The sequence below is a fragment of the Rhodoferax sp. genome (assembly GCF_028714215.1).
In the GTDB taxonomy this organism is placed as follows: domain Bacteria; phylum Pseudomonadota; class Gammaproteobacteria; order Burkholderiales; family Burkholderiaceae_C; genus Rhodoferax.
This window is the reverse complement of sequence record NZ_JAQTMS010000039.1, coordinates 24,860-48,994: the sequence shown is the minus strand read 5'-3', so window position 1 is coordinate 48,994 and position 24,135 is coordinate 24,860. Positions and strand designations below refer to the sequence as shown.

Genomic DNA, 24,135 nt, shown 5'->3' with positions numbered 1-24,135 from the left:
CAGGCCGGGGGACAGCCGCGGAGTCACTCACCCCGGCGCCCTCGGGCCTCCGGCGCCTGAGCGTAGTGTGCATGCAACCTCGAGGTCGCAGACGCTTGAGCCTGCGTTCGTGGATCATGTCCTGACCCCACGCACCGGCATGCTGGCCAAGGCGAATCCTTGATTGAAGCTGGCGCGTGTCACCAGTATGTATTTGAGGTAGCCGCCGGCCCCGGCGGCACAGGCCCCGGCGACGGCTAGCAGCAGCGGCTGCACCCAGGCTCCCAGCAACCAGCCAAGCGCCAGCAAAACCAGGGGCGCCACGCTGCCCAGCCACAGCAAGCGGCGCCCGGCCAGGTCCAGCGCGCGGCGGGCCGGCACGGCCAGAGTGTCGTCGACGCTGCCGCGGTAGCGGCTCCAGACCAGCAGACGCAGCACCAGCAGCGCCAGGAACACAATCGGCATGGCGCTGGAAACTCCGCCGTGCAAAAACCCCAGCAGCAGAAAAATGCCACAACCCTCACACCAGCCGGTAATCAAAAAAAGCGGCGACAGCAGCCCGGAGCGCCAGGCCGGAATACCGCGCGCCGCCGGCAACATGCGGCTCTGGCAGTAGAGAAACAACAAGGCCAGGGCTGCGGTCACCCAAAGCCAGCCGCTCCAGCCCAGCATGGCCGCCAGGCCGGCCGGGAACAAGACCGCGCCGACAAAGGCTTCGCGCGACATCCAGGAGGTGCGCGGATTGATGAAGACGTGCAGGGCGCGCAGCGGCCGCCCGATCTCGAGCCAGACGCACAGCAGCCCCAGGCCGACCAGGGCCAGTCCGACCAACAGCAGCCAGGTCTGGGTCCAGTGGCTGGCCACGCCGGTTCTGGCAAACAGGGCGCTGGTCAGCAGCAGACCGGTGCCGGCGCCGCCACAGATGAAGTTGCCGGCGGCACGCCAGTCCCAACTGGTCTGCTGCCATGGGTTGGGTCCGAAGGCGCTGGCCGCGCTGACTTTGATTTTCATGTGTCCACCTTGTCCCACAGGTAATGAAAACCGGGCCCGGTGCCAAGTTCTTCGTGCATGCGAAAACTCTGATTTTTTTCCAGCAGCTGCGAGACATTGCTGTTGGGGTCTTCCAGATCGCCAAAGGCCAGGGCATCGGCAATACACGAGTTGACGCAGGCCGGGGTCGCTGCCGGGTCGACGCCGGGTGTCAGACCGGCGGCCAGACCGGCGTCGATGCGGTCGACGCAGAATGTGCACTTGGTGGCTACCGCGAGACGCGAATCGTCGCGCCGCTTGGACTCGTTCTGGGTCGGCGCACCGTAGGCGAAACTGGCTTTCTCGGTCTTGTAGCGCGCCTGGTAGGGACAGGCGACGGCGCAGTAGGAGCAGCCGATGCAGAGGTCGTAGTCGATCGTCACGATGCCGTCGGGGCGCTGCTTGGTGGCAGTGGTGGGGCACACCTCCATGCAGGGCGGGTCTTCGCAGTGCTGGCAGCCGACCGGCACAAAAACACGTTTCACGTTCGGAAATTCTCCGAACTCCATGTCCAGCACGCGTCGCCACTGCACGTCCGGCGGCGTCGCGTTGGTGTGCTTGCAGGCGGCGGTGCAGGTCTGGCAGCCGACGCAGCGCCGCAAGTCTGCCGTCATGGCCCAGCGCGTCATGCTGCCACCTCCCGTGCGCGGCTGATTTTCACCCGCACGATGTCGGCGCCGGAGCCGGTGGCGTCGGTCAGCGCCATCGACATGGTGGCCAGCGAGTTCATGCTGGGCATGCCGAAGTCCTTCGCCAGCGGCGTCTCCCAGTGCTCAAACTGGCCGATCAGCAGCAGCGTGTCCGGGCGTATGCCCTGGCGCACCACCGCGCGACCGCGCACGCTGCGTTTCGGGGTGGCGATCTCGATCGCGTCGCCATCGGCAATGCCCAGCTTCTGCGCGGCGCCGCTGTTCATCACCACGCCGCGGTGGCCGGTGATGTTGTCGGCCACTTCGTGCATCAGTTGAATGCCGGCATTGGCGCCCCAGGCGTACTGCATGCTGCGGGCCGTGAGCAGCCAGAACGGATAATCCTGCGCCCGTCCACCGGTCTGGCCGATGATGGCCTCCCACAGCCCCGGAAAGTCCTTCCACACCGGCAGCGCCTGGTATTCCTTCAGCTGCTCGTCCCACCAGTGCATGTCGTGCTCGTGCAGGCGCCGGCCCAGCTCGGTGCCGACGCGCAGCAAGCGCTCCTGGTACGGCAGCTCGTAGCGCAGGCCCTGCTTGACCATGGTCCGGTCCAGGTACCAGGTGCTGCGTGACAGAGGCTTGGTCGCCAGGCCGTGCTCCTTCCACCAGTCCAGGCCGTGCGCGTGCTCTCCGTCGCTGACCTCGGCGCTGGCGGCGCGGCAGACCGCGTCCCAGATTTCGTCGCGGCCATGGCAGCGCTGCGTGTCGAGCGAAAAGTCGCCGTGCACACCCTTCAGCGGCACGCTGCCGGCACCCTTGTTGATGGCCGCCACATAGCGCTCGGTCAGGCCCGTGCGCTCGGCCAGCTCGCTGGCGATGTCGGTCATGTCGCGCGCCTCGCCACTGCCCTGCACCACCGGCTGGCGCAGCGCAAAACCATTAACCTCCCAATACTGTTCCTGGTACTTGGTGCCGCCGATGCGCATCAGTTGCAGGCTCTCCAGATCGGTGGCGTCGGGCAGCAGAATATCGGCAAAGTGATTGGTCTCGTCGCGCGTGTAGGCAAAGGCGACGACAAACGGGAAGCGCGCCATCTTCTCGGTCAGCGCGGTGGTGTCCCAGTAGGAAATGGCCGGATTGGTGCGGTACAGGAACCAGACATCGGGCAGCGTGACGCGCGGCAGCCCCTTGGGCGTTTCGTCCAGAAACAGCCACGAAAAATGGGTCGGCCCGAGCGCCTGGCTCCACGGTCCATCGGCCGCCAGCGGCACCATGGAGCGATAGGCGTTGCGGATGTTGGGGTTGGGCGACCAATGCGCCTTGTCGGTCGGATTGAGCGGGAAATGCATGAAGCCGTCGGGCCCCGGCTTGACGCTCTCATGCCGCTGCGACATCGGCCTTGTCAGCCGGATCGTGGTACCCAGCGTGCCACCGGGCACTTCCAGGGCGCCCACCAGCGTGGCCAGCAGGGTGCGCGCCCAACAGCACTCGAAGCCACCCCAGCCGTTGTTGACGGTCTTGCCCAGGGTCACCGCCACCGGCCGGTAAGGCATGGTGATGCCGTCGACCTCTATCGTCTGACCGACGCAGGCATGGTCTATAAACTCGTTGGCAATGCTGCGCATGTGCGCCGCCGGCACGTCGCAGATGGTTTGCGCCCACTCCGGCGAGTAGGGCTGCATGTGTTCCACCAGGCGCGTGAAGGCGGTACTGCCGGCCAGCCGGCCGTCGCCCAGCACTTCGTCGTCGGGACCGATCTCGATGGCGTCGACCTCGAAGCTGCCTTCAATCGCTTCCTGCAATCCCGGGCTGTCGTGCACACGCGCACTGCCAGTGGCCAGGTCCCACACCAGCGGCTTGCGGCTGGCGCGCTCACGCAGGTAAAACCCGTGCGGACCGACCAGATAGGGCGAGGCGGTGCGCGCCGCCAGGAACGCCACATCCAGGCGCGCGCGCGGCAGCTCGTGCAGCAGCACATGGATCAGGGCGTAGAGGAAGGCGGCGTCGGTCTTGGGCTTGATCGGCACCCACTGCGCCGAGCAGGCACCGGTGACCGACAGGTGCGGCTCCACCTGCACCCGTTTGAGGCCGCGCAGACGCGCCTCGGAGTGCCGCCAGACACCGATGACGCCGCCCGAGGCCTCGATGTTGGAGCCGCAGGAGATCAGGTAATTGCACAGGGGCGTATCGGGCGTGACGATGAAGGCGCGGTGCCAGAACTCGCCGTACAGATGCTCCGAGTGGTAGCACTTGACGCCCTGGCCGGAGCCGAAGCCCATGTCGACCGCGCCCCAGGCCGCCAGGAAGGCCGGCAAGGTTCCCATGTAGGACTGCGGCGTGCCGGCACCGCCAAAGCTGGCGGCCAGCCGCGGGTAGCCGGAGGCATCCAGGATGCCCTCCGCACGCAGTGCGTTGAGTTTGGCGGTAATCGTCTCGAAAGCCTCCTCCCAGGAGATAGCCACGAAGCCCGGGTCCTGGTCGCGCCCCTTCTTTGGATTGCTGCGCTTCATGGGCCTGAGCACCCGGTTCGGGTTGTAGGTCTTTTGCACCAGGCCGTAGGCCTTGACGCAGACCCTGCCGCCGCCGGGGTGAACATCGGCGGCGCAGAAATTGGGCTCGACCTCGGTCGCCACCCCCTGCTCCACTTTGACGGTGAGCAAGTCCGGCCCGGCGACGCACTGGTAACAGTAGGTCGGGACTTTGCGCACATCCTTGGCTTCAAGATTCATGGGAATCCTTGTCAGACGTGGTTCAATGCTGCGCTGGCGGCAACGCAAGGTCGCAGACGCCCCGTTTGGCTCCAACGCATCCCGCGTTCCAGGCCAGACCGGCTGCCAGAGGAGGTCTTCATCGATAGTCTCCGTTAGAGTATGGTGTCGTGGCACCAGTTTTTAGTACGGTTAATTTCATTCTACCTATTCTTGCATTTGCATGCAATAATTGCCTGAGGCAAAAAAAATGATGAGCAAAATCGCGCGCCAAGGCGCCCACCCCCAGGGTCCCAAAAAGAAGCCGGCAGCACCCGCCGCCGCGCCCACCGAGCCGGGCACCGCACCCCTGACCATCCGGCCGGTGCGCCGCGGCGACCTGGATGCGGTGATTGAAATGGATGCCATGGTGACGGGTATCGAGAAACGCGATTACTGGAACTCGCTGTACCGGCGGTACGCCGACGCGGTGGCCACCGGCCAGCACTTCCTGGTGGCGACGGCCCGTGACGAAGTGATCGGCTTTGCCATCGGCGAGGTGCGCGATTGGGAATTCGGCTCGCCGCCTTGCGGCTGGGTCTTTGCCATCGACGTCCGGCCCGACGCCCGCCTGGCCGGCACCGGAACGCAGTTGCTGCTGGCCATGTGCCAGGGCTTCAAAAAGGCCGGCGTCAGCAAGGTGCGCACCATGCTGTCACGCGACAACACGCTGATCCTGTCTTTCTTCCGCAGCCAGGGCATGATGATAGGCCCCTTCGTTCCGCTGGAGATGGACCTTGAACCCTGATCCCCTGCCACAGGTTGAGCGCTCATGAAACTACAACAGAACACGCGACTGGCCTTGTTCAGCCTGCTCGAATTCGCCGCCGATCCGGAGCGCCAGATTCCGGCCGCCGAGATCGCACAAAAGTACGAGGTGTCGTCACACCATCTGGCCAAGGTACTGGCGGAGTTGTCGCGTGTCGGCATGGTGCAATCGGTCCGGGGTGTAGGCGGCGGCTACCGCTTTATCGGCAATGCGCGCCGACTCACCCTGATGGATGTGATCTCGCGCTTTGAAGATGTGTTGCCGGCCGAGAACAGCCACAGCGAGGTGACGCCGGTGGGGCAGGCGCTGGCTTCGGTGCTGTCTGAAATTGACGAAATCGCCAAGGCCTCCATGAGTTCCATCACGCTGGCCACCATGCTGCGCATCATCGAACGCCAGCAAGCCGCCAGCGCCGCGCCGGCGACGGCCAAAGTGAAAATGAAACGTTCCACGGCTTGAGGCTTTTTCATGCGGGTCCTCAGGCGGCGCGAGCGCGCAGCTTGAACCTTTGAATCTTGCCGGTGGCGGTTTTCGGCAGCTCGTCGATGAACTCGATCCAGCGCGGATATTTGTAGGGCGCCAATTTGGACTTGACGTGCTGCTGCAACTCGCTGGCCAGCGCGTCGGTGGCGGCAAAACCGACCTTCAGCACAACGAAGGCTTGCGGTTTCACCAACATCGCCTCGTCCTGGCGCCCGATCACCGCCGCTTCCAGCACCGCCGGATGGGTGATCAGGCTAGCTTCCACCTCGATCGGCGAGACGTAGATGCCGCCCACCTTGAGCATGTCGTCGCTGCGCCCGGCGTAGGTGTAATAGCCATCGGCGTCGACCGAGTACTTGTCGCCGCTGCGGGTCCAGGGCCCCTGAAAAGTGTCGCGCGATTTGGCGCGGTTATTCCAGTAGGCCATGGCCGCCGTGGCGCCGCGTATTTGCAACTCGCCCACTTCGCCTGCCGGCAAGGGGTGCCCCTGCTCGTCCACGATGCGCAGGTCGTAGCCTGGAATCGGCTGGCCGGTGCTGCCGTAGCGCACGCTGCCGGCGCGGTTGCTCAGGAACACATGCAGCATTTCGGTGGAGCCGATGCCGTCCAGTATTTCGACGCCCAAATGCTCGGTCCAGCGCTTGCCGATGTCGGCCGGCAGCGCCTCGCCGGCCGAGGTGCACAAGCGCAGCCGCAGTTCGCCTTTGGCCGGCAGCAAAGGACTGGCCAGCAAGGCGGCGAACAGGGTCGGAACACCGTAAAAAATGGTTGGTTGCTGCTGGCGCAAACGTTTGAATACTGCCTCCGGAATGGCGCGCTCGGCCATCAGCAAGGCGGTGGCGCCAACCGCCATCGGAAAGGTCAGGCCATTGCCCAGGCCATAGGCGAAGAACAGCTTGGCCGCCGAGAACACCAGATCGTCCTCGCGCAGACCCAGCACCGGCAACGCGAACAACTCGGCCGTATTGATCAGGCTGGAGTGGATGTGCACCGTGCCCTTGGGAGCGCCGGTGGAGCCCGACGAATAGAGCCAGAAGCAGGGCTCGTCGGGCGACGTTTCGGCGGCCGCGAACTGATCGCTGGCGGCCGCGCACAAGGCGGAAAAGCTGAGCCGTTCAAGCGTCGAGGCACCGACTATTTCGCCCGACACGACAACGTGTTGCAAGTGTGGCAGCTGGCCCATCAATGGCGCCAGCTTGGGCCACAGCGCCTCCGAGACGATCAGCGCGCGGGCGCGGCTGTCGCGCAGCATGTAGTCGTAGTCGTCGGTGGTCAGCAAGGTGTTGGCCGCCACCGGCACCACGCCGGCCTTGATGCAACCGAGAAAGGCGACCGGCCAGTCGATGCTGTCGAGCAGGCACAGCAGGACGCGCTGCTCCGGCTGCACGCCCAGGCCGGTGATGGCATTGGCAAAGCGGTTGACGCGCTGCGCCAGTTCGCCGTAGCTGTAACTGCCGGCGTCGTCGATGACGGCCAGTTTGCCGGCGCGGCCCGCTTGCAGATTGCGCTCTATCAGGTCGAACGCCGCGTTGTACTGGCGCGGGAAAGTGACGGCGGGGGGTGTTGCGCTACGGTCAACAGTGCTCAATTGAGGCATGATTTTTCCTGTCGGTAAGAGGTGGTCCGGTACGGGAACTCCATCCTACGCTCTGTCGCTGGCGGCCAGGCTGGCTCTGGCCTGGCTGGTGGCCACGCGTTGTTGCAGCGTGGCCCAGCCGTCATCGATCTCGGCCTGCAGCGTGGCGATGTCGGCGCTGGCCAGGTTGCGGTAACGGCGTTGCAGCGCCAGGTAATCGGCCACCGGCCGGGTCTTGCTGGCGTGGTTGAGCGTGTAGCGCTGGCCGTCCTCGATTTCGTACAGGGGAAAAGCGCCGGACTCCACCGCGTAGCGCGCCGTCGTCAAGCCGGCGTCGTCGGCCACGCCCCAGCCGTCCATGCACGGAATCAAGAGCGTGATGATGCGGGTGCCCTGCATCGCTTTGGCCTTCTCGACCTTGCGCAGCAGGTCCGGCAGATGGCCCACGCTGGCGGTGGCAACGTAAGGGACCCGGTGCGCCGCCATGATTTCGGTCAGGTTCTTCTTGCGCGAAGTCTTGCCGGCCGGGGTCGAGCCGGTGCGCGCGAAATGCGGTGTCGAGGACGACTTCTGGGCGCCGGTGTTCATGTAGCCTTCGTTGTCCAGACAGAAATAGATGAAATTCTCGTTGCGCTCGGCGGCCGACGACAGGCACTGAAAACCGATGTCGTAGGTGCCGCCGTCGCCGGCAAGCACGATCACATGGGTGTCGTGCTTGCCCTGGGCGTCGAGCGCACGGCGCAGCCCGGTGGCAGCCGCGGCACTGGCTTCCAGCGTCGGCTGGTAGACCGGAATGCGCAGCGAACTGTAGGGCTGCGCGCCGGCAATGATGGCCATGCAGGAAGGCGGAATCACGGCCATGGTGTTGGGTCCCATGGCGCTCAGGACGTGGCGCGCCGACAGCGCGTCCAGGCAACCGGGGCAGGCGGCGTGGCCGGAGCACAGCATCGCTTCCTGCTCCGCTGGTTCGATTCTGATCATGCTGTTCACTCCGTTCACCTTACCCACTGCGACTCGGCCTGCGCTTCGCCCTGCACCGCCTGTTTGACGAACTCGACGATCCTGGCCGGCGAGACATTGACGCCGCCGACGCCCGCCAGCAGGCCATGGATGCGCGGCGTCACGGCGCTGCCATAGAGCGCCGCGCGCAGTTCCTGGTGCAGTACGCCGCCGTGGCCGGGGGAATAGTTGCGATCAAGCACGATGACCTCGTCGACCCCGGTCAAGGCGGCCCGCAGCCCTTCGACCGGCAGCGGCCGGAACAGCCGCACCTTGAGCAGGCCGACCGCCTCGCCGGCCTCGCGCAGGGCATCGACCGCGTCGCGCGCCGTGCCGCACATGCTGCCCATGGTGACGATCACCGTGCGTGCACCGTCGCAGCGGTAGCGCTCCAGCACACCGTGGCTGCGGCCGGTCAGTTGCGCCCATTCGAAGTCGGCCTGCGCGGCCAGTGCCGGCACCCGGGCCATCGCCTCGGAGAGCGCCTGGCGATGCCGGTAAAACATGTCCTGCGAGACCACATTGCCCCAGGACTCGACCTTGCCGGTGTCGAGCCGGTGCGGCGGATCGAAAGCCGGCAAGTACTGGTCGACCAGTTCTTGCGCCGGCACGAACACCGGCTCCAGCGCGTGCGAGACGTAGAAGGCGTCCAGATTGACCATGGTCGGCAGCAGCACCTGTTCGGCCACGCGAAACGCCTGCAGCACGCTGTCGAGTGCTTCCTGCGCGCTTTCCACGTAGTACTGAATCCAGCCGGTGTCGCGCTGCGACAAGCTGTCGGTCTGGTCCGGCCAGAACGCCCAGGGCGAGGCGACGGTGCGATTCACGTTGACCATCACGATGGGCGCGCGGGCACCGCTGGCGTAATGCAGCAACTCGTGCATCAGCAGCAAACCCTGCGAGGCGGTGGCGGTAAAGACACGGGTGCCGACCAGGGAGGCCGGAATGCAGGCCGACATCACCGAATGCTCGGACTCCGGCGTGATGATTTCGGCGTCGAACGTGCCCTGCGCCTGAAACTCGGTCAGCTGTTCCAGCACCGGCGTCTGCGGCGTGATCGGATAGACCGGAACCACCTTGGGCCGCGCCAGCCTGGCCCCCCAGGCGACCGCCTGGTTGCCGGTCAGCAGCATCGATTTCAGCGCCGTAGTCATTGATACCCCCTCGCTTGTCACTTCGTGTATGGCGCTGCCCCCCGAGGGGGTGCGAGCTTGCTTGGGGCGGCCCGGCGCGGCGCTCATCGCAATTCCTCCTGCATGGTCATGGAGCCGGTGGGGCATTCCTTGACGCAGACACCGCAGCCCTTGCAGTAATCGGTCAGGACGGTGTAGCCGTGGTCGACCCGCTTCACCGCCATGTCCGGGCAGTAGACGACGCAGTTGTCGCAGTAGATGCAGGTGCCGCAGGAGAAGCAGCGCTGGCTCTCGGAGAGCGCCTGTTCCAGTTCCAGGCCCAGTTGCACCTCGACCCCGCTGGCCAGGCGTTCCCGGGCATCCAGCAACTGGGTCTGGGCCCGCTGCGCCTTGGGGTGATAGAAGGTGCTGATGGCCGCCAGCGGCACCAGGGGCTGGTCGTCGCCGGTGGCGATGGCTGTCGTGTCCTGGTCAGCGCCGCGCCAGCGCAAGGCGTCGGCAATCGCCTGCGCCGCGCGCTGGCCCATGCCTATCGCTTCGGTCACAAAACGCGCCATGCTGACCAGGTCGCCGCCGGCGTAGATGCCCGCCGTGCTGGTGGCGAGCTGCGCATCGGTTTGCAGCAGACCACCGGCGGCGGCGAAGCCCTGGCCCAGCAGCGCCAGGTCGGGGTCCTGGCCGATCGAGGTGACGATGGCATCGGCGGCGATGCTAAAGCCGCCGCCTTCGATAACGCTGAGCGTGAACTGTCCGCGCTCTGCGCCGGGAACGAACAAGACCTTGCTGCAGGCCAGTGTCAGACCGTCGGTCCCGGCAGCGCTGACAGCGTCCAGACGGGCGCCGTCCAGCAAGGTGATGCCTTCCTCCAGCGCCTCCTCCACTTCCTCCGCCTGGGCCGGCATCTGGGCGCGCTGCTCCAGCGCCAGCAGAGTCACCTGGTGACCCAGTCGGCGCGCACTGCGTGCGGCGTCCAGCGCGGCACTGCCGCCACCGATGACCAGCAACCGCCGGCCCAGTGCCAGCGCTTGACCCGAGTTGGCGGCGGCCAGGTAGCGGGCGCCGTCGCAGACCCAGGGCTGGCTGTAGTCCAGCATGGGCAGGCGCTTCTGCCGCGCCGCGCCCAGGGCCAGGTACAGCGCATCGTGCTGTTGCCGCAAGCGCGTGAAATCTTCGGCGCTTTCGATGCGGCAACCGCAGTTGACCTTGACGCCCAAGGCCACGATGCGGGCGATTTCGCCATCGAGCACGTCGCGCGCCAACCGGTAGGCCGGAATGCCGTAACGCATCAGACCGCCCAGCTGGGCCTGCGCCTCAAACAGCGTCACGGCAAAGCCCATGCGGCGCAGTTGAAAAGCCGCCGACAGGCCGGAGGGACCGCCACCGACGATCGCCACATGACCCGGCTGCGCGGCAGCGGGAGCTTGAAAGCCCCAGCCTTGCGCCAGCGCCTGATCGCCGACAAAGCGCTCCAGCTTGCAAATGGAAAGTGCCTGGTCGTAGCCGCCCCGGTTGCAAGCCGTCTCACACGGGTGATGGCAGATGCGCCCGGCGATGGACGGGAACGGGTTGTGCCGCGTCAGTACCTGCCAGGCCCCATGGAAATCGCGCGAACGCGCCAGTCCTATCCACTCGGCGATGTCGCCATCCACCGGACAGGCGCCGTGACAGGGTGCCGGCGCCTTGATGTGTTTGGCCAGGGAAGCACGCCAGGTGCCGGTCTTGACGGCCTCTGTGCTGCCGGTGGTCCAGATGGTGGGGATGCGGGCGTTCATGCGGCGCTCTCCAGCAGTTGCAGGCCGGCGCGGTGGTAGCCCTCGGCGCAAGCGGCCACGTTCTCGTCGTGCTGCTTGGGCGCGTTGTCAACCAGGGCCTGCGTCAACACCGACAGCGCGGGCGCCTTGATGACCCGCGCCAGGGCGCCCAGCAAGGCCGAGTTGACGATGCGCCCCAAGCCCTGCTGGCGCGAAATCGTCAAGGCATCAATCGGGATCACGCGTTTGCCGGGCAGTATCCGGGCAAAGTCGGCGGCGCTGCGGGCCGAGTTCACCACGATCCAGGTGGCGGCATCGGCGCTGGCCAGCAGGCGGCCTTCCAACAGGCTGGCATCGAAGCACAGAATGGCGTCGGCACGCTCGATGTCGCAGCGCACCCGCACCGGACGCTGATCGACCCGGATGTAGGAATTGACCGGCGTGCCGCGGCGCGCGCCGCCATAGCTGGCAAAGCATTGCACCTGCAAGCCCTGCGCATGAAAAGCGCCGGCCAGCAGGTTGCCAGCGGTCTGCGCACCCTGGCCGCCGCGGCCCTGGATGATGATCTCAAGCACCTTGTCGTCTCCTTCTCGGTTTCTGCCGGCAATCAAACGCCTAGCAGATTTCCGTATGGTTGGTTCCCGGTAGGGACTTGTCTGGAACGGAATCTAGGCGCTTTGGCGTCATCCGTCTAATTGAATTTTGAAATCCGCTACATTCACGAAGCAGATAATCCGGATAAACCCTGATCATGAATTTCAGACAGCTCGACCTCAACCTGCTGCGCGTTTTGTGCGCTGTTTACCGCTTCGGCTCGGTCACCGAGGCGGGTCGGCATCTGGCCCTGTCGCAACCCGCCACCAGCAATGCGCTGGCCCGCCTGCGCACCATTTTTGCGGACGAGTTGTTTGTCCGCTCGCCGCGCGGCCTGCAGCCGACGCGCAAGGCGCAGCGCATGGTGCCGGCGGTGATAGCGCAACTCCACCTGCTGGAAAACACCGTCAGCAGCGCCGAGGAATTCGAGCCCGCCAGCAGCCATGTGCATTGGCGGCTGTCGCTGTCGGACCTGGGCGAGATGATGTTCCTGCCGCCGCTGGCGCAGGCACTGCGCAGCCAGTCGCCGGGCAGCCACATCTCGAATGTCGCGGTGGCGGCGCTGGAGGTGAGTGGCGCGCTGGAAGCGCATGAAATCGATTTGGCGATCGGCATTCTGGACACCAGCCGCAACTCGACCGCCAGTGAACTGCTGTTTCAGGAAAACTTCGTTGCCATCACGGCCCGCGACTGGCGGCCGCCCGGCTGGCGTGGTGGCGGCAAGCTGAGCGCCAAACAACTCTCCGCGGCGTCCCTGGCAGTGGCTTCGCCGGCCGCCACCTTTCATGGCAACCTGGACCTGATGCTGAGCCAACTCAAGCTGAGTGAGCGCATCGTGCTGCGCGCCCGCCACTACGGCGCGCTGCCGGAACTGGTGACGCGCACCGACCTGCTGGCCATCGTGCCCCTGATGTACGCCAACTCTTTGGCGCCGCGCTACGACGTGCGCATCTGGCAGTTGCCGGAGCACGGTTCGCGCTACGACGTGCACATGGTCTGGCACCAGACCGCCAGCCTGGATCTGGCGCACAGCTGGCTGCGCGGCGTGGTGCGCAAGCTGTTTCAAAGATCGCCAAAAATTGGCGCCGGCAGAAACTAATTTAACCGGCTGGGATGGCGGGCGCCGCTTGGGAGCAACGCCTTGGCCAGGGCGGGAGTGCCTTTGATGGCCCTCAGGCGGCCAACAATTCCCGATCCCGACGCAATTGATAAGGCTTGACCAATACCTCGGCAGGAAGTTTCAAGTTGACCGTGAGGCGTCGAATCATCTCCAGCGTCAAAGGGCGAGTCCGGTTGAGAATGTCTGCCACACGCCCTCGGGCACCGATGTAGGGCTCCATATCCTTGCGCGTCAGGCCCCGGCTTTCCATGACATGGTTGATGAACTCGATTGGATCGGGGTCTGCAATGGGATAGTGAATGCTCTCGTAGCGTTCAACCAGCAGGGCAAGAATATCGAGCTTGTCGGCATCCGAGGACTTGGCTGGCGCGTCCCACAGCCGTTCAATCTCTGCCAAGGCAGCCTGGTAGTCTTTCTTGGTATGGATGGGTTTGAGTTCCATGCTTACTCCTTCAAATCGTTTCAACGTCAATCTTGTCGTACTGTCGATGGGTTCCGATGAACCGGACAAACTGGTATCAATTATGGGCGCGCAATTGTTCGCGGGGAACAATGCTGATGGATTTGCCGAGCCTAGAATGCACCAACTACAAAAAGATGGAGTCCATTCATGCCGAATCCAACGCAGCTCAATACCTCATCGGCGGCTGCCTACCCAGTGGCGACAGCCCTGTTCAGAGAAGCCTCTGACGCCGGTCGCACAACACTGAACCGGAGCGAACTGAACACCTTGCTAGCCGCGCTGGGCAGCCGGCTCGCGGAAGATCTGGCCCCTGTGCTGACGTCGAACCATGGCGAGCTGCGTGTCGGCCTGCACAACAGCCGCGAGTTCGGCCTGGTGCTCAGCGCCGGCCTCGGCGGCCTCGACGGCGAGCTTTGTGAAAGCAACTTCCGCCAGGACCGGGCAGCCGTTCATGCGGCGGTGGAACTCTGCGGCAGCGCGGATTTTTTGCAGCGTTTCAAACACACGCTGGCTTACCAGAAACTGGCCGGCTACGCCCGGCACGCACAAGGGTCGGTGCCGGATGAACAACTGACGCAACTTTTTGAACAGTTGCTGCAACTGGGACGCGGCGCGGCAGCCGATGCGGGCGCGCCTTGGGTCCTGCAAACGCTGACACTCGAACTATTGGTCAGCGAGAGGCAGTTGCTGGTCTCCAGCGCGCAGTGCAGCTTCAGCTCGCCGCCGGCGGCACGGCTGCCGCGCCCGATCGCAAAAATCGACAAGCTGCTGCACCCCAGATCGATCGGCCTGATCGGCGTTTCGGCCACCAGCATGAATTTCGGCCGCATCATCTTGCGCAATCTGGTCGGCAGCGGCTACAGCAAAACACAGCTCAGCGTCATCCGTCCGGGTGAGACCGAGATCGACGGCGTCAAGTGCATCGAGAGTCTGAAGACGCTGGAGCACAAGCTCGACCTGTTGATCGTCGCCGTCGCCGCCGACGCGGTTTACGCGCTGGTCGATGAAATCATTGCCAGCGACGCCGTCGAGTCGGTGATGCTGATTCCCGGTAGCCTGGGCGAGACCAAACTGAGCCGGGAGCCGGCCGCCGCGCTGGCCGCCAGAATCAACGCGGCGCACGGCAGAGCGGGCGGCGGTCCGATCTTCCTGGGCGCCAATTGCCTGGGCGTGGTCTCGCATCCCGGCGCTTACGATTCGTGGTTCATTCCGTTGGAACGTTTGCCAAAGCCGCAGAAGAAGCCGCAAAGAAATTCCGTCATGCTGAGTCAGAGCGGCGCCTTCATGATCACCCGGCTCAGCCAGAACCCCTGGCTGGACACCAGCTACATGCTGGCCCTGGGCAACCAGACCGACCTGACACACGGCGACCTGCTGACTTATTTTGCCGCCCGTCCCGAGATCGAAACCATCGGTATCTACATCGAGGGCTTCAAGGATGGCGACGGACTGCACTTCGCCAAGGCGGTACGCACAGCGGTGCTGAGCGGCAAGCAGGTGGTGCTCTACAAGGCCGGCAAGACCGCGCCCGGCAGCGCCGGCGTGCTGGGCCACACGGCATCGATTGCCGGTGACCCGGCGCTGTTCGAAGCGGTGATGCGACAGGCCGGCGCCATCGTTGCCGAGGACATCAACAGCTTCGACGACTTGTTCTACATCGCCGGTGCCCTGCACCACAAGAGAATCGGTGGCAACCGACTGGGCGCCATCAGCGGCGCCGGCTTCGAAGCGGTCGGCATGGCCGATGCGATCAGTAGCGACACGTTTTCGATGCAGGTGTGCGAACTGCAGGACGGCACCGTCAAACGGGTCGAAGAAATTCTGCTGGCCAAGAAACTGGCGGCGCTGGTGGAGGTCAGAAACCCGATCGATATCAACCCCGGTGCCGATGACGAGGCGCATCTGCAGATCACCGAGGCCTTCCTGCTCGATCCCAACATCGACGCGGTGGTGGTCGGGCTGGACCCGACCGCTCCGTCGGTGCGCGCGCTCGAAGCGAGCAAGCTGCGCCCCGGCTACGACATCAACGATGCCAAGAGCACCGTGCAGTTGATGCCGCCCATGGTGCAGCGCAACGACAAGCCGATCATCGGTGTCATTGACGGCGGCACGCTCTACGATGCGATGGCGGCGCGGCTGATGGACCAGGGCGTCTGCGTGTTCCGCAACTGCGCGCGCGCTGCCAAGGCACTGGTGCGCTACTGCGAAGCGCGGCTGTATGCCGACAGCCTTCGCCAGCGGCCGGCCAAAAACTGAACCGAACAACTCACCCACCCTACAAGGAAGCCACATGAGCGAAGCACTGATCAACGACATTTTCCGCAGAGCACACAGCGAAGGGCGGTCCGCGCTGTTCGAGCATGAGGTCTACCGGCTGCTCGGCGTGGCCGGCGTTGGAAAGGCGCCAAGACATGAGGTGATCGCCGCCGGGACCGAGCCGACGGACGAACAATTGGCGTCGTGGCCGGGAAGCCGGGTGGTGGTGAAGATCGTCTCAGGCAGCATTGCCCACAAGTCGGACGTGGGCGGGGTCGCCATCGTGCCCAACCAACCGGCGGCCGTGCGAGCCGCCTGCAAAAGCATGCTGGCGGAGCTGTCGGGACGGGACATCGCGGGGCTGATGCTGACGGAGTTCATCGAAGCGGACGCCGCGGGTTCCGGCAGCGAACTCCTGGTGGGCATCCGCAACACGCGCGAGTTCGGCATGATCCTGAGCGCCGGGATGGGCGGCGTCGACACCGAGCTCCATGCCGCGAGCGCCCGTCGCGGGCAGGCGGTGGTGTCGGCCTCGACCGCGCTGACCAGTGCCGAGGAATTCCTTGAACTGTTCAGGCCGACCATTGCCTACCGGAAGGTCGCCGGACTGACGCGGGGGGGCCGCCGGCTGGTGGCAGACGAAACCCTGCTCCAGTGTTTTGGCGCCTTCATCCGCCTGGCGAACAGCTGCTCGGCGGGCGACCCCGAGACCGACTTCGTCATCGAGGAGCTGGAGGTCAACCCCTTCACCTGCTCGGCCGGCGCGCTGGTCGCGCTCGACGGCTTGTGCCGCTTCGGCCGGCCGCAGCGTGTGCGCCCGCCGCGGCCACAGGGCAAGATCGACAAGCTGCTGCACCCGGCTTCGATCGGCATCATCGGTGCCTCCGCCACGCGCATGAACTTCGGCCGGATCACCCTGAAGAACATCATCGCCTCCGGTTATGACAAGGCGCGGCTGCTGGTCATCAATCCCGACGGCCAGGAAGTCGATGGCGTGCGCTGCGTAGCGAGCCTGGGCGCGCTGGAGAAGAAGCTGGACCTGCTGATCCTCGCGGTGACCGCCGATGTCGCCTTCGGAATTGTCGATGAGGTGATCCGGACCGATGCCGTGGAATCGGTGCTGTTGATCCCCGGCGGCATGGGGGAAACCGAGGCCAGCCGGGAGCCGGCCCGGCGCATGCTGGCGACGATCGACGAGGCACGGCGCGCGGGGGTCGGACCGGTGTTCGTCGGCGCGAACTGCCTGGGCATCATCTCGCACCCCGGCAACTACGATTCCTGGTTCATTCCCGAGGAACGCCTGCCCAGAACCCAGAAGAAGGCACAACGCAGCTCGGCGTTCATCAGCCAGAGCGGTGCCTTCCTGGTCACGCGGCTCAGCAAGAACGCCTGGCTGGACCCGGCCTACATGGTCGCCCTGGGCAACCAGAACGACATCACGCACGGCGACATGGTCGAGAGCTTCGCCGCCAACCCGGACATCCATGTGATCGGCGCCTACGTCGAAGGATTCAAGGACCTCGACGGGCTGGCCCTGGCACGCGCCGTGCGCAAGGCGAGCGCTTCCGGCAAGCAGGTCGTCATTTACAAGGCCGGACAGTCCGCCGCGGGCGGGCGGGCCGCGATGGGTCACACCGCCTCGATCGCCGGCGACTACGAGGTCTGCCTGTCCGTGCTGACGCAGGCCGGCGCGCTGGTCGCGAGCGACGTCAGCGAGTTCAGCGACCTGTTCTACATCTCGGACTGCCTGCGCAACAAGGTCGTCCACGGCAAGCGACTCGGCGCGGTGGCCGGTGCGGGGTACGACACGGTGGCCATCGCCGACAGCATCCAGGTGGGCGACTTCTCCATGTCTCTGGCGGCGATCGGAGCAGCGACACGGGAACGGCTGGTCGCGATCCTGGCGTCCAAGAAGCTCGATGCGCTGATGGAAGTCAGGAACCCGTTCGACATCAACCCGGGGGCGGACGACGAGGCTCACCTGCTGTGCACCGAGGCCATGGTGGCCGAGCCGGAAGTCGACTCGGTCGTCGTTGGGCTCGACCCGACCTCGCCCATGGTCAGGTCACTGCAGAAGAGCGCGCGCTCGGGCTTCGACATCGACAGCCCGGAGAGCATCGTCCAGACGCTACCCAAGCTGGTCGCCTCCTGTCCGAAACCGATCGTGGCCTTCATTGACGGCGGAGCGCTGTTCGACCCGATGGCCGACAAGCTGATGGCGCAAGGCGTCTGCATCTTCCGCTCCAGCGAGCGTGCCACGCGAGCGCTCGTGCGCTATACCGAGGCACGGCTGCGCGCGGCACGCTTGCGCGGCGCTTGAAAGCGAAACTGGCCAAGGCAGGCTAAAACGGCGCGGCGACAAAGAGTCCAGGTTCGCAAATAAGGTGTCACTACCCGGCATGCAAATCCGTACCGTCACCGCAGGCGACATCCCAGTCCTGGCTCGCCTGCGGCTGGCCCTGCTCGAAGAGACCGGCGGCGTTTTGGGTGCGTCTGACAGAGGCACGCTGACCCAAGCCAACGAGGCCTTCTTCCGTGACAACCTGGGCTCATCGCTGTGGCAGAGTTGGGTGGCTGAGATCGCAGGCGAAACGATTGCCGTGGGAACGCTGGCCTTCTTCATGCGGCCGCCCTACCCTGGCAACCCCGAGGGCAGAGATGCCTACTTCCTCAACATGTACACGCGCCCTTCGTACCGCGGCCAGGGAGCGGCCAGCGCCATCCTCCAGGCCGCCCTGGCGTGCGCCCGTCAGCGCGGAGCACGCAAGCTGATACTGCACGCCACCGAGGCTGGGCGACCCCTGTACGCCAAGGCCGGCTTCCTTGCTTCATCGTCCTACATGGAACTCGCCATTGAGCCGCGCGACGCCTGAATTGAACAGCTGCGTTCGGCGACCGGCCATGAACCCATTCGCTCTCAAGCCGCAGGTCGAGCGTTCGAATGCTCAAGCAGGCGAAATCAACCGGCAGCCACCGATGCCCAAGTACGTCTCGATGATGCGCGGGTCGCTGGCCAGCTCACTGGACTTGCCGGTGAGGGTGAGTTCCGGCAGGCCAACAAGCAACAAGGGTCACATCAGCTGTTCGTCGCCGGGCGGCAAGTCAGTTGTCAAACCACTGTCCGTCATCGGGCCATTTTCATCGGTGTAGTCTTCCTTGATCTTCCGAATCGCGGGAAGCACTTTGCGGAAGGCGGCCATGAGGGAAGGGTCGAAGTGGTGACCATCTTCAGCATTCATGATATTTATCGAATCGTCGATAGCGAATACCTTCTTGTAAGGACGCACCGAAATCAAGGCATCGAAGACATCGGCGATGGCGACGATTCGTCCTGCCAGGGGAATGCCTTCCCCTTCCAGCCTTGATGGATATCCGTTGCCGTCCCAGCGTTCGTGGTGAGTCAGGGCAATGATGCGAGCCGTTTCCAGCATTTCGTTTTCGTGCCTGCCGATGATGTTTGCCCCTATGACCGGGTGCTGCCGCATCGGTTCCCATTCTTTGGCATCGAGCTTTCCCGGTTTGAGAAGAATGGCATCACGAATTCCGATCTTGCCAACGTCGTGCATGGGGGCAGTGCTGAAAATGATGCCGGAGGCTTTCGGTCCGAGCCCATGCGCTTCGGCAATGAGGCGGGAATAGTGAGCCACGCGCAGCACATGGTTTCCGGTTTCGTCATCGCGGTATTCAGCGGCGCGTCCGAGTCGGCGAATGATCTGTTGGCGCGACATGCTCAATTCACTCGTTCGCTGATTCACCATCCTTTCCAACTCGCGGGTCTGGTCGTAAAGCGCCAGATGAGTTCGCACCCGAGCCAGGACAACGGGTAGACTGACGGGCTTGGTGATGTAGTCGACGGCACCGGTTTCCAAGCCGAGCTTTTCGTCTTCGACCGTGCACATGGCGGTGACAAAAATGATCGGGATTTTGCGCCGATCGGGATTGGCCTTGAGACGCCGGCACAATTCCAATCCCGACAAGCCGGGCATCATGATGTCGAGCAGAATCAAGTCTGGCGGTGCATCGGAATAAACTATTTTGAGCGCCTTCTCACCACTGGTTGCGACGCGAATATGGTAGTCGTTGCGCAGGATCTCTATCAGTATGTCGATGTTGTCTGGAACATCATCCACACCAAAATCGTTTGTCGGTTGAGCAGATTGGTCATATTGGTCACCCCAGTTTTTGGTCTATCGTTTCATTTCAAGATTAACCCGCAACTTTGAGCCACGCCATGCAGTAATTCGGCGGCGGCCTCGAACTCGTAGTGGATTACCAAATAGGTCAATCTGTCAATTTCCTCCGCTTTCATGTGCGCCGACAGAGCGGACGCCACTTGCTCCAGGCGGCGGGCCGCATCGGCGTCGTCGGCGCGCAAGAGAGCGTACAGGTCGGATAACTCCGGTGCCAGGGAATCCTTGGCCGCGGCCGGCAATTCAGCGATGTGTTGCGACAGCGCTTCTTCCGGCACCGGTCGTTCATCAATCACCGCGAAGACACGTTCCAGGTTCGACTCGAGTTGCGCAAGCTGTCGATCGAGTAAGGCGTCGGCTTCGTTTGCGGCGATACCCTGCTCAAGCCGGAAAGCGGTTTGAGCGAGGTCCACTGCCCCGACGTTGCCGGCCAGACCGTTGAGCGTGTGCGCCAGACGTTTGGCCGTATCGCGCTCACCAGAGGCGAGGGCCGCGCGGATGCGGGCCATGACATCGGACTCGTCCTGCCGCATTCTCCCGAGGAGCCGCCGGTACATGTCGTGGTTGCCGCCCAATCTGGCCAGAGCGCCATTTTTGTCGATCAGGGTATCCGCGTCGGTCCGATTCGTGGCATCCGCTTTTTCGCCGGTCGGTTCGGGGACTGGAACGCCGCCGATCCAAAACGCAAGTTTGGTGTAAAGGTCGGCAACATCGACGGGTTTGGCCACATGGTCGTTCATGCCGGCGGCGAGGCATTGCTCCCGGTCGCCCAGGAGAACGCTGGCTGTCATGGCAATGATGGGAACCGTGCCGAACGCCGAGTTGGCCCGAATCTCCCGCGTCGCGTCGAAGCCGTCCATGACCGGCATATGGCAGTCCATCAGTATCGCGTCGTAGCGGACGGCGATAGCACGCTCCACCGCCTCGGCACCATTCGTTGCCGTGTCCACTTTCATCCGCGCGGCGTGGAGGATTTCTTCCGCCAACTCGCGGTTGACATCATTGTCTTCAACCACCAAAACATGGCGCCCGCGCAACGCAGGCGGAACAATATCGCCGGTCGGATGATGCGCGGCCACCACCAATTGTCCATCACTGCGCAGCGCCTCCGCGATAGCGTCGAAGAGGGTCGATGGTGTTGCCGGCTTGGCCAGGATGGCGCCGACCCTGAGCGTGCCGAGCGAGTCCGCCAGCCGCTTGCTGTCGCCATCGCTTGTCATCAGAATGGCGGGACCGAACGAGTCGTTCTTTGACGCGTTGATGCGGCTTATGGTTTCGATGCCGTCGGTACCCGGCATCTTCCAGTCGGCAATCAACAGTCCGTAAGGTTCGCCACGGGACTCGGCGGCAACGTAAGCGGCAACAGCCGCTTCACCCGCCGAGACGCAGTGGGGAACGAAACCGAAACTGGCAAGCAGATGCTGCAGAATCCCGCGCGATCCCGCATTGTCGTCGGCAACCAGAACCCGCAGCCCCCGCGGACCCGGATTGTTCTGAGCCGGTGCCTCTTGCGCGCCACGATCAAAGGACATGCTGAAGAAGAAGCGACTGCCCTTGCCCGGCTCGCTGGCAACGCCGATCTCACCGCCCATCAATTCGACCAGGCGCTTGCAGATCGAGAGTCCGAGTCCCGTGCCGCCGTACTTGCGCGTTGTCGAACTATCGGCCTGGGTGAAGGGCGTAAACAGGCGCTGCTGCTCTTGCGCGCTCAAGCCGATGCCGGTGTCACCGACGACGAAGCACAGCTGAATTCTGTCGTTGTCGATAACCTCACGATTGACTGTGACCGTAACTTCTCCATGCTCGGTGAATTTCAGCGCGTTGCCGACCAGGTTCAGCAACACTTGCTCAAGCCGGTGCGGGTCGCCCTTCAAGTGCTCCGGCACGCCGGAATGAATGTCAAACAGAAGTTCCAGCCCCTTCTGGTTCGCCCTGGGCAGCGACATGTCGGCCAAGTGGCGCATGACATGGTTGAGACTGAAGTCGACCAGTTCGATCGTCATCATGCCAGCCTCAATCTTGGACACGTCGAGGATGTCGTTGACGATGCTGAGCAGGCTTTGGGTGGCAGCGTCGACCTTCTCCAGATAATTGCGCTGGCGCGCATTCAATTCAGTCTGCAGGGTGAGGTGGGTCATACCGACGATGGCATTCATGGGGGTGCGGATTTCATGACTCATGTTGGCCAGAAAATCGGCTTTTGCCCGTGCCGCGGCTTCGGCGGCGGCACGGGCTTGCTGGGCTTCCCGTTCCGCGTCTTTGAGAGGGGTTATGTCAACGATCAGTCCCACCAGTCCGCCCGGCGTCCCATCGCGATTGGTGAAACCGGTGACCGAGTAGAGCGTGTCATGCGGGCGGTCGTCGGACAGGACCATGGGGACTTCCCTGGTCACGCGACCGGAAGAAGAGATGACCGCCTCGTCCTCGGCTTGATAGGCGAGTCTGTCCGCCATTGGCAGGTAGTCCAGGTCGAGTACGCGTTTGCCAATAAGTTGCTGTCTGCCGATCCCGAAAGCTTCTTCATAGGCCCGGTTGCAACTGATGAAGCGGGTGTCGGCACCTTTGTAGAAGATCGGGTTGGGGATGGTGTTCAGAATCGCCTGCATCAAGACAAACTGTCGTTCCAGTTCATCCTCCATGGTGCGGCGATCATGGATGTCCAGAATGGTGACAAGCAGCGACATCACCTTGCCTTCGGCATCGCGGATCAAGGTTAGCTGGACGTCGGCCCAGCGCAGATTTCCATCCGAGCGGACGAATTGGACCTCGGTACGGAAATTGGACAAGCGGCCCGCCGCCAAGTCCTCGTAGGCGCAACGGACACGATCACGATCCGATGGCGCAATCAAATCAAGGCTGCCGGCTGACAGCAGTTGCGCCTCCGTGTATCCGGTGAATTCGCAGAAAGCGCGGTTCACTCGCTGGCGGGCGAGCTTGGTCGTCAGGCTGGAAATGCCGATCACCGCATTTTCAAAGATGGCGCGGAACTGGACCTCGCGCTCCTCCAGAGCCCGTTGGCTTTGATTCAGCTCCCGGGTGCGCTCCGCCACCTTGCTTTCCAGCGACGCGTTGGCGTTTTCCAGAGCGCGCTTGGATTCGCCCAGTCGCAGGCGCATGTTCTCCTGTGCAACGGCCAGTTCCCGCACTTCGCGCCAGGGTGCGGACACAAGCACCGGCGCATCCAGTTCCATACGGCCGATGCGGGCGCTTTCGCGAGCCAGTACAGAGAGCGGATTGCCGAACTGACGGGCAACCCGAGCCGCCACCACGATACCGGCAAGCAGGGCGAGCATTGCAATCGCAGCGAGGATGATCAGATTCGCGCTGTTGGTGGGAACGAACTCATTCTCCGGGGCAAACACACCCAGCCAGAATTGCTGGCTGCCGGCACTGATCGGTCGGAACAGACTGAACCAGCGAGCCTTCCCCAGCACGTAGCTGTCAACGGTTTGGCTGGCGGTCTGGCGAGTTCGCCACTCTGCGAAACCGCGGTCGATCTCCTCCAAACCGAGCTCGCCCGGGGATTTCAGAACTGCCGCCTTGATAGCGTCGGCCCTGGCGAATCGATTGTCGTGGGGAAGTGTAATCAGCTTGCCATCGGATTGGAACATGGCTGCTTTGCCCGATTTTCCAACCGACAGACCGACGGTAAACGCCGAAAGATCGAGCAGACGTACATCGTGCCCGATCACGTAGCGGTTGCCGTCCTTGCCCTGCCAGCGCATCGAAGCGGTAATGCCCGGTTCCTTGCTGGTAAAGAAGATATAGGGCTCGGTCCAATGGATTCCCTGCTCGCCGGAAAGACTCATTGCGCCCTGAAACCAGGGGCGTTGACGGGTGTCGTAGTCCATCAGCCGCATCTCGGTTCTTTCCAACTGGCGGCTGCTATTCCAAAACAACCAGTAAGTTCGTTTGCCCCAAACCGCCGGGTTGCTGAACCGGTTGACCCAACTGCCGTCGGCGTTGTGCAGCAGCAAAATCTCGCGCCCCGATTCGCTGGCGAAATTGACTGACGATATTTCGCCGTGGTTGGCGATGATGGGAAAGAAGAATTGGTTGAAGCGCAGCCATTGATCCAGATCCAGATCGCCATTGGCACCCCAATCGCGACTGCTGTGCAGCGTGGTCTCCACCATCTTCAGCAGCAAGTTGACGCGTGCTTCCAACTGTTGGGACACCAGCCCCATTTGGGCATCGGCCAGACTGGTGATGGTGGGCCTGACGATGAATTGGTAGCTGCCAGCCGCAAACAGGGACAGCGCAAGGATCAACAACAGGGCGATGCGAACAATCAGGCTGTTGGTAAGACTGGGCTCGCGCAAAGATAAGTGAGGGCTCTTAGTCATATGCATGTTGTCAGTCCCATCCCCGGTAGTGTTGGCTTGACGAATGTGGACAGGATTTTCGACCACAT

Annotated in this window: 17 protein-coding genes; 6 read left to right on the top strand and 11 right to left on the bottom strand. The window is 63.8% G+C overall.

Annotated features, from left to right (window positions below):
* Nucleotides 1–114: 114 nt before the first annotated feature.
* From PHS32_RS16775 to PHS32_RS16765, 3 genes are read right to left on the bottom strand one after another with little or no spacing between them, the layout of a single operon-like run.
* Nucleotides 115–990, bottom strand: coding sequence for a DmsC/YnfH family molybdoenzyme membrane anchor subunit (locus tag PHS32_RS16775; RefSeq protein WP_301080203.1), 876 nt, complete (start codon nt 988–990; stop codon nt 115–117).
* Nucleotides 987–1,637, bottom strand: coding sequence for a 4Fe-4S dicluster domain-containing protein (locus PHS32_RS16770; RefSeq protein ID WP_301080202.1), 651 nt, complete (start codon nt 1,635–1,637; stop codon nt 987–989). The genes PHS32_RS16775 and PHS32_RS16770 overlap by 4 nt, the downstream gene beginning before the upstream one ends.
* Entirely contained in the window at nt 1,634–4,369 is a 2,736-nt protein-coding gene (locus PHS32_RS16765; protein ID WP_301080201.1) for a molybdopterin-dependent oxidoreductase, read from the bottom strand. Before PHS32_RS16765 ends, PHS32_RS16770 begins: the two co-directional genes overlap by 4 nt.
* Nucleotides 4,370–4,598: 229 nt before the next feature.
* Here PHS32_RS16765 and PHS32_RS16760 point away from each other — a divergent pair, with 229 nt between their 5' ends.
* On the top strand, nt 4,599–5,135 hold the full coding sequence (locus tag PHS32_RS16760; protein WP_301080200.1) for a GNAT family N-acetyltransferase: 537 nt from the start codon (nt 4,599–4,601) through the stop codon (nt 5,133–5,135).
* Nucleotides 5,136–5,159: 24 nt separating this feature from the next.
* Nucleotides 5,160–5,615 carry an Rrf2 family transcriptional regulator gene (locus PHS32_RS16755; protein WP_301080199.1) on the top strand — a complete coding sequence of 152 codons (456 nt, stop codon included), beginning with the start codon at nt 5,160–5,162 and terminating at the stop codon, nt 5,613–5,615.
* A gap of 19 nt (nt 5,616–5,634) precedes the next feature.
* Here PHS32_RS16755 and PHS32_RS16750 read toward each other — a convergent pair whose 3' ends face one another.
* The 5 genes from PHS32_RS16750 to PHS32_RS16730 form a co-directional block, all read right to left on the bottom strand.
* Nucleotides 5,635–7,236, bottom strand: coding sequence for a benzoate-CoA ligase family protein (locus PHS32_RS16750; protein ID WP_301080198.1), 1,602 nt, complete (start codon nt 7,234–7,236; stop codon nt 5,635–5,637).
* 45 nt (nt 7,237–7,281) lie between these two features.
* Nucleotides 7,282–8,196, bottom strand: a complete 915-nt coding sequence (locus PHS32_RS16745) for a thiamine pyrophosphate-dependent enzyme (protein WP_301080197.1) — start codon at nt 8,194–8,196, stop codon at nt 7,282–7,284.
* Between the two features lie 14 nt (nt 8,197–8,210).
* Nucleotides 8,211–9,368 (bottom strand): transketolase C-terminal domain-containing protein, encoded by a 1,158-nt coding sequence (locus PHS32_RS16740; RefSeq protein WP_301080196.1) that lies wholly within the window; start codon nt 9,366–9,368, stop codon nt 8,211–8,213.
* 83 nt (nt 9,369–9,451) lie between these two features.
* The gene (locus PHS32_RS16735; protein WP_301080195.1) at nt 9,452–11,119 is read right to left on the bottom strand and encodes an NAD(P)-binding protein; all 1,668 of its coding nucleotides are present in this window, start codon (nt 11,117–11,119) and stop codon (nt 9,452–9,454) included.
* Entirely contained in the window at nt 11,116–11,673 is a 558-nt protein-coding gene (locus PHS32_RS16730) for a 2-oxoacid:acceptor oxidoreductase family protein (RefSeq protein ID WP_301080194.1), read from the bottom strand. The genes PHS32_RS16735 and PHS32_RS16730 overlap by 4 nt, the downstream gene beginning before the upstream one ends.
* A gap of 176 nt (nt 11,674–11,849) precedes the next feature.
* On the opposite strand from PHS32_RS16730, the gene PHS32_RS16725 reads away from it, so the two are divergent.
* Nucleotides 11,850–12,791 carry a LysR family transcriptional regulator gene (locus PHS32_RS16725; RefSeq protein ID WP_301080193.1) on the top strand — a complete coding sequence of 314 codons (942 nt, stop codon included), beginning with the start codon at nt 11,850–11,852 and terminating at the stop codon, nt 12,789–12,791.
* 73 nt (nt 12,792–12,864) lie between these two features.
* Here the strand turns inward: PHS32_RS16725 and PHS32_RS16720 are convergent, their stop codons facing one another.
* Complete coding sequence (locus PHS32_RS16720; RefSeq protein WP_301080191.1) at nt 12,865–13,254, bottom strand: transcriptional regulator; 390 nt, start codon at nt 13,252–13,254, stop codon at nt 12,865–12,867.
* Between the two features lie 168 nt (nt 13,255–13,422).
* Here PHS32_RS16720 and PHS32_RS16715 point away from each other — a divergent pair, with 168 nt between their 5' ends.
* The 3 genes from PHS32_RS16715 to PHS32_RS16705 all read left to right on the top strand — a co-directional run bounded on the left by PHS32_RS16715 (nt 13,423) and on the right by PHS32_RS16705 (nt 18,404).
* The gene (locus PHS32_RS16715; protein WP_301080190.1) at nt 13,423–15,531 is read left to right on the top strand and encodes a CoA-binding protein; all 2,109 of its coding nucleotides are present in this window, start codon (nt 13,423–13,425) and stop codon (nt 15,529–15,531) included.
* A gap of 34 nt (nt 15,532–15,565) precedes the next feature.
* On the top strand, nt 15,566–17,851 hold the full coding sequence (locus PHS32_RS16710; protein WP_301080189.1) for an acetate--CoA ligase family protein: 2,286 nt from the start codon (nt 15,566–15,568) through the stop codon (nt 17,849–17,851).
* A gap of 79 nt (nt 17,852–17,930) precedes the next feature.
* The gene (locus PHS32_RS16705) at nt 17,931–18,404 is read left to right on the top strand and encodes a GNAT family N-acetyltransferase (RefSeq protein WP_301080188.1); all 474 of its coding nucleotides are present in this window, start codon (nt 17,931–17,933) and stop codon (nt 18,402–18,404) included.
* A 198-nt stretch (nt 18,405–18,602) separates the two neighbouring features.
* Here PHS32_RS16705 and PHS32_RS16700 read toward each other — a convergent pair whose 3' ends face one another.
* Both PHS32_RS16700 and PHS32_RS16695 read right to left on the bottom strand, forming a co-directional pair.
* Nucleotides 18,603–19,661: an HD domain-containing phosphohydrolase gene (locus tag PHS32_RS16700; protein WP_301080187.1), complete on the bottom strand. Its 1,059-nt coding sequence runs from the start codon at nt 19,659–19,661 to the stop codon at nt 18,603–18,605.
* Between the two features lie 65 nt (nt 19,662–19,726).
* Nucleotides 19,727–24,073, bottom strand: coding sequence for a response regulator (locus PHS32_RS16695; protein WP_301080186.1), 4,347 nt, complete (start codon nt 24,071–24,073; stop codon nt 19,727–19,729).
* Nucleotides 24,074–24,135: the final 62 nt, after the last annotated feature.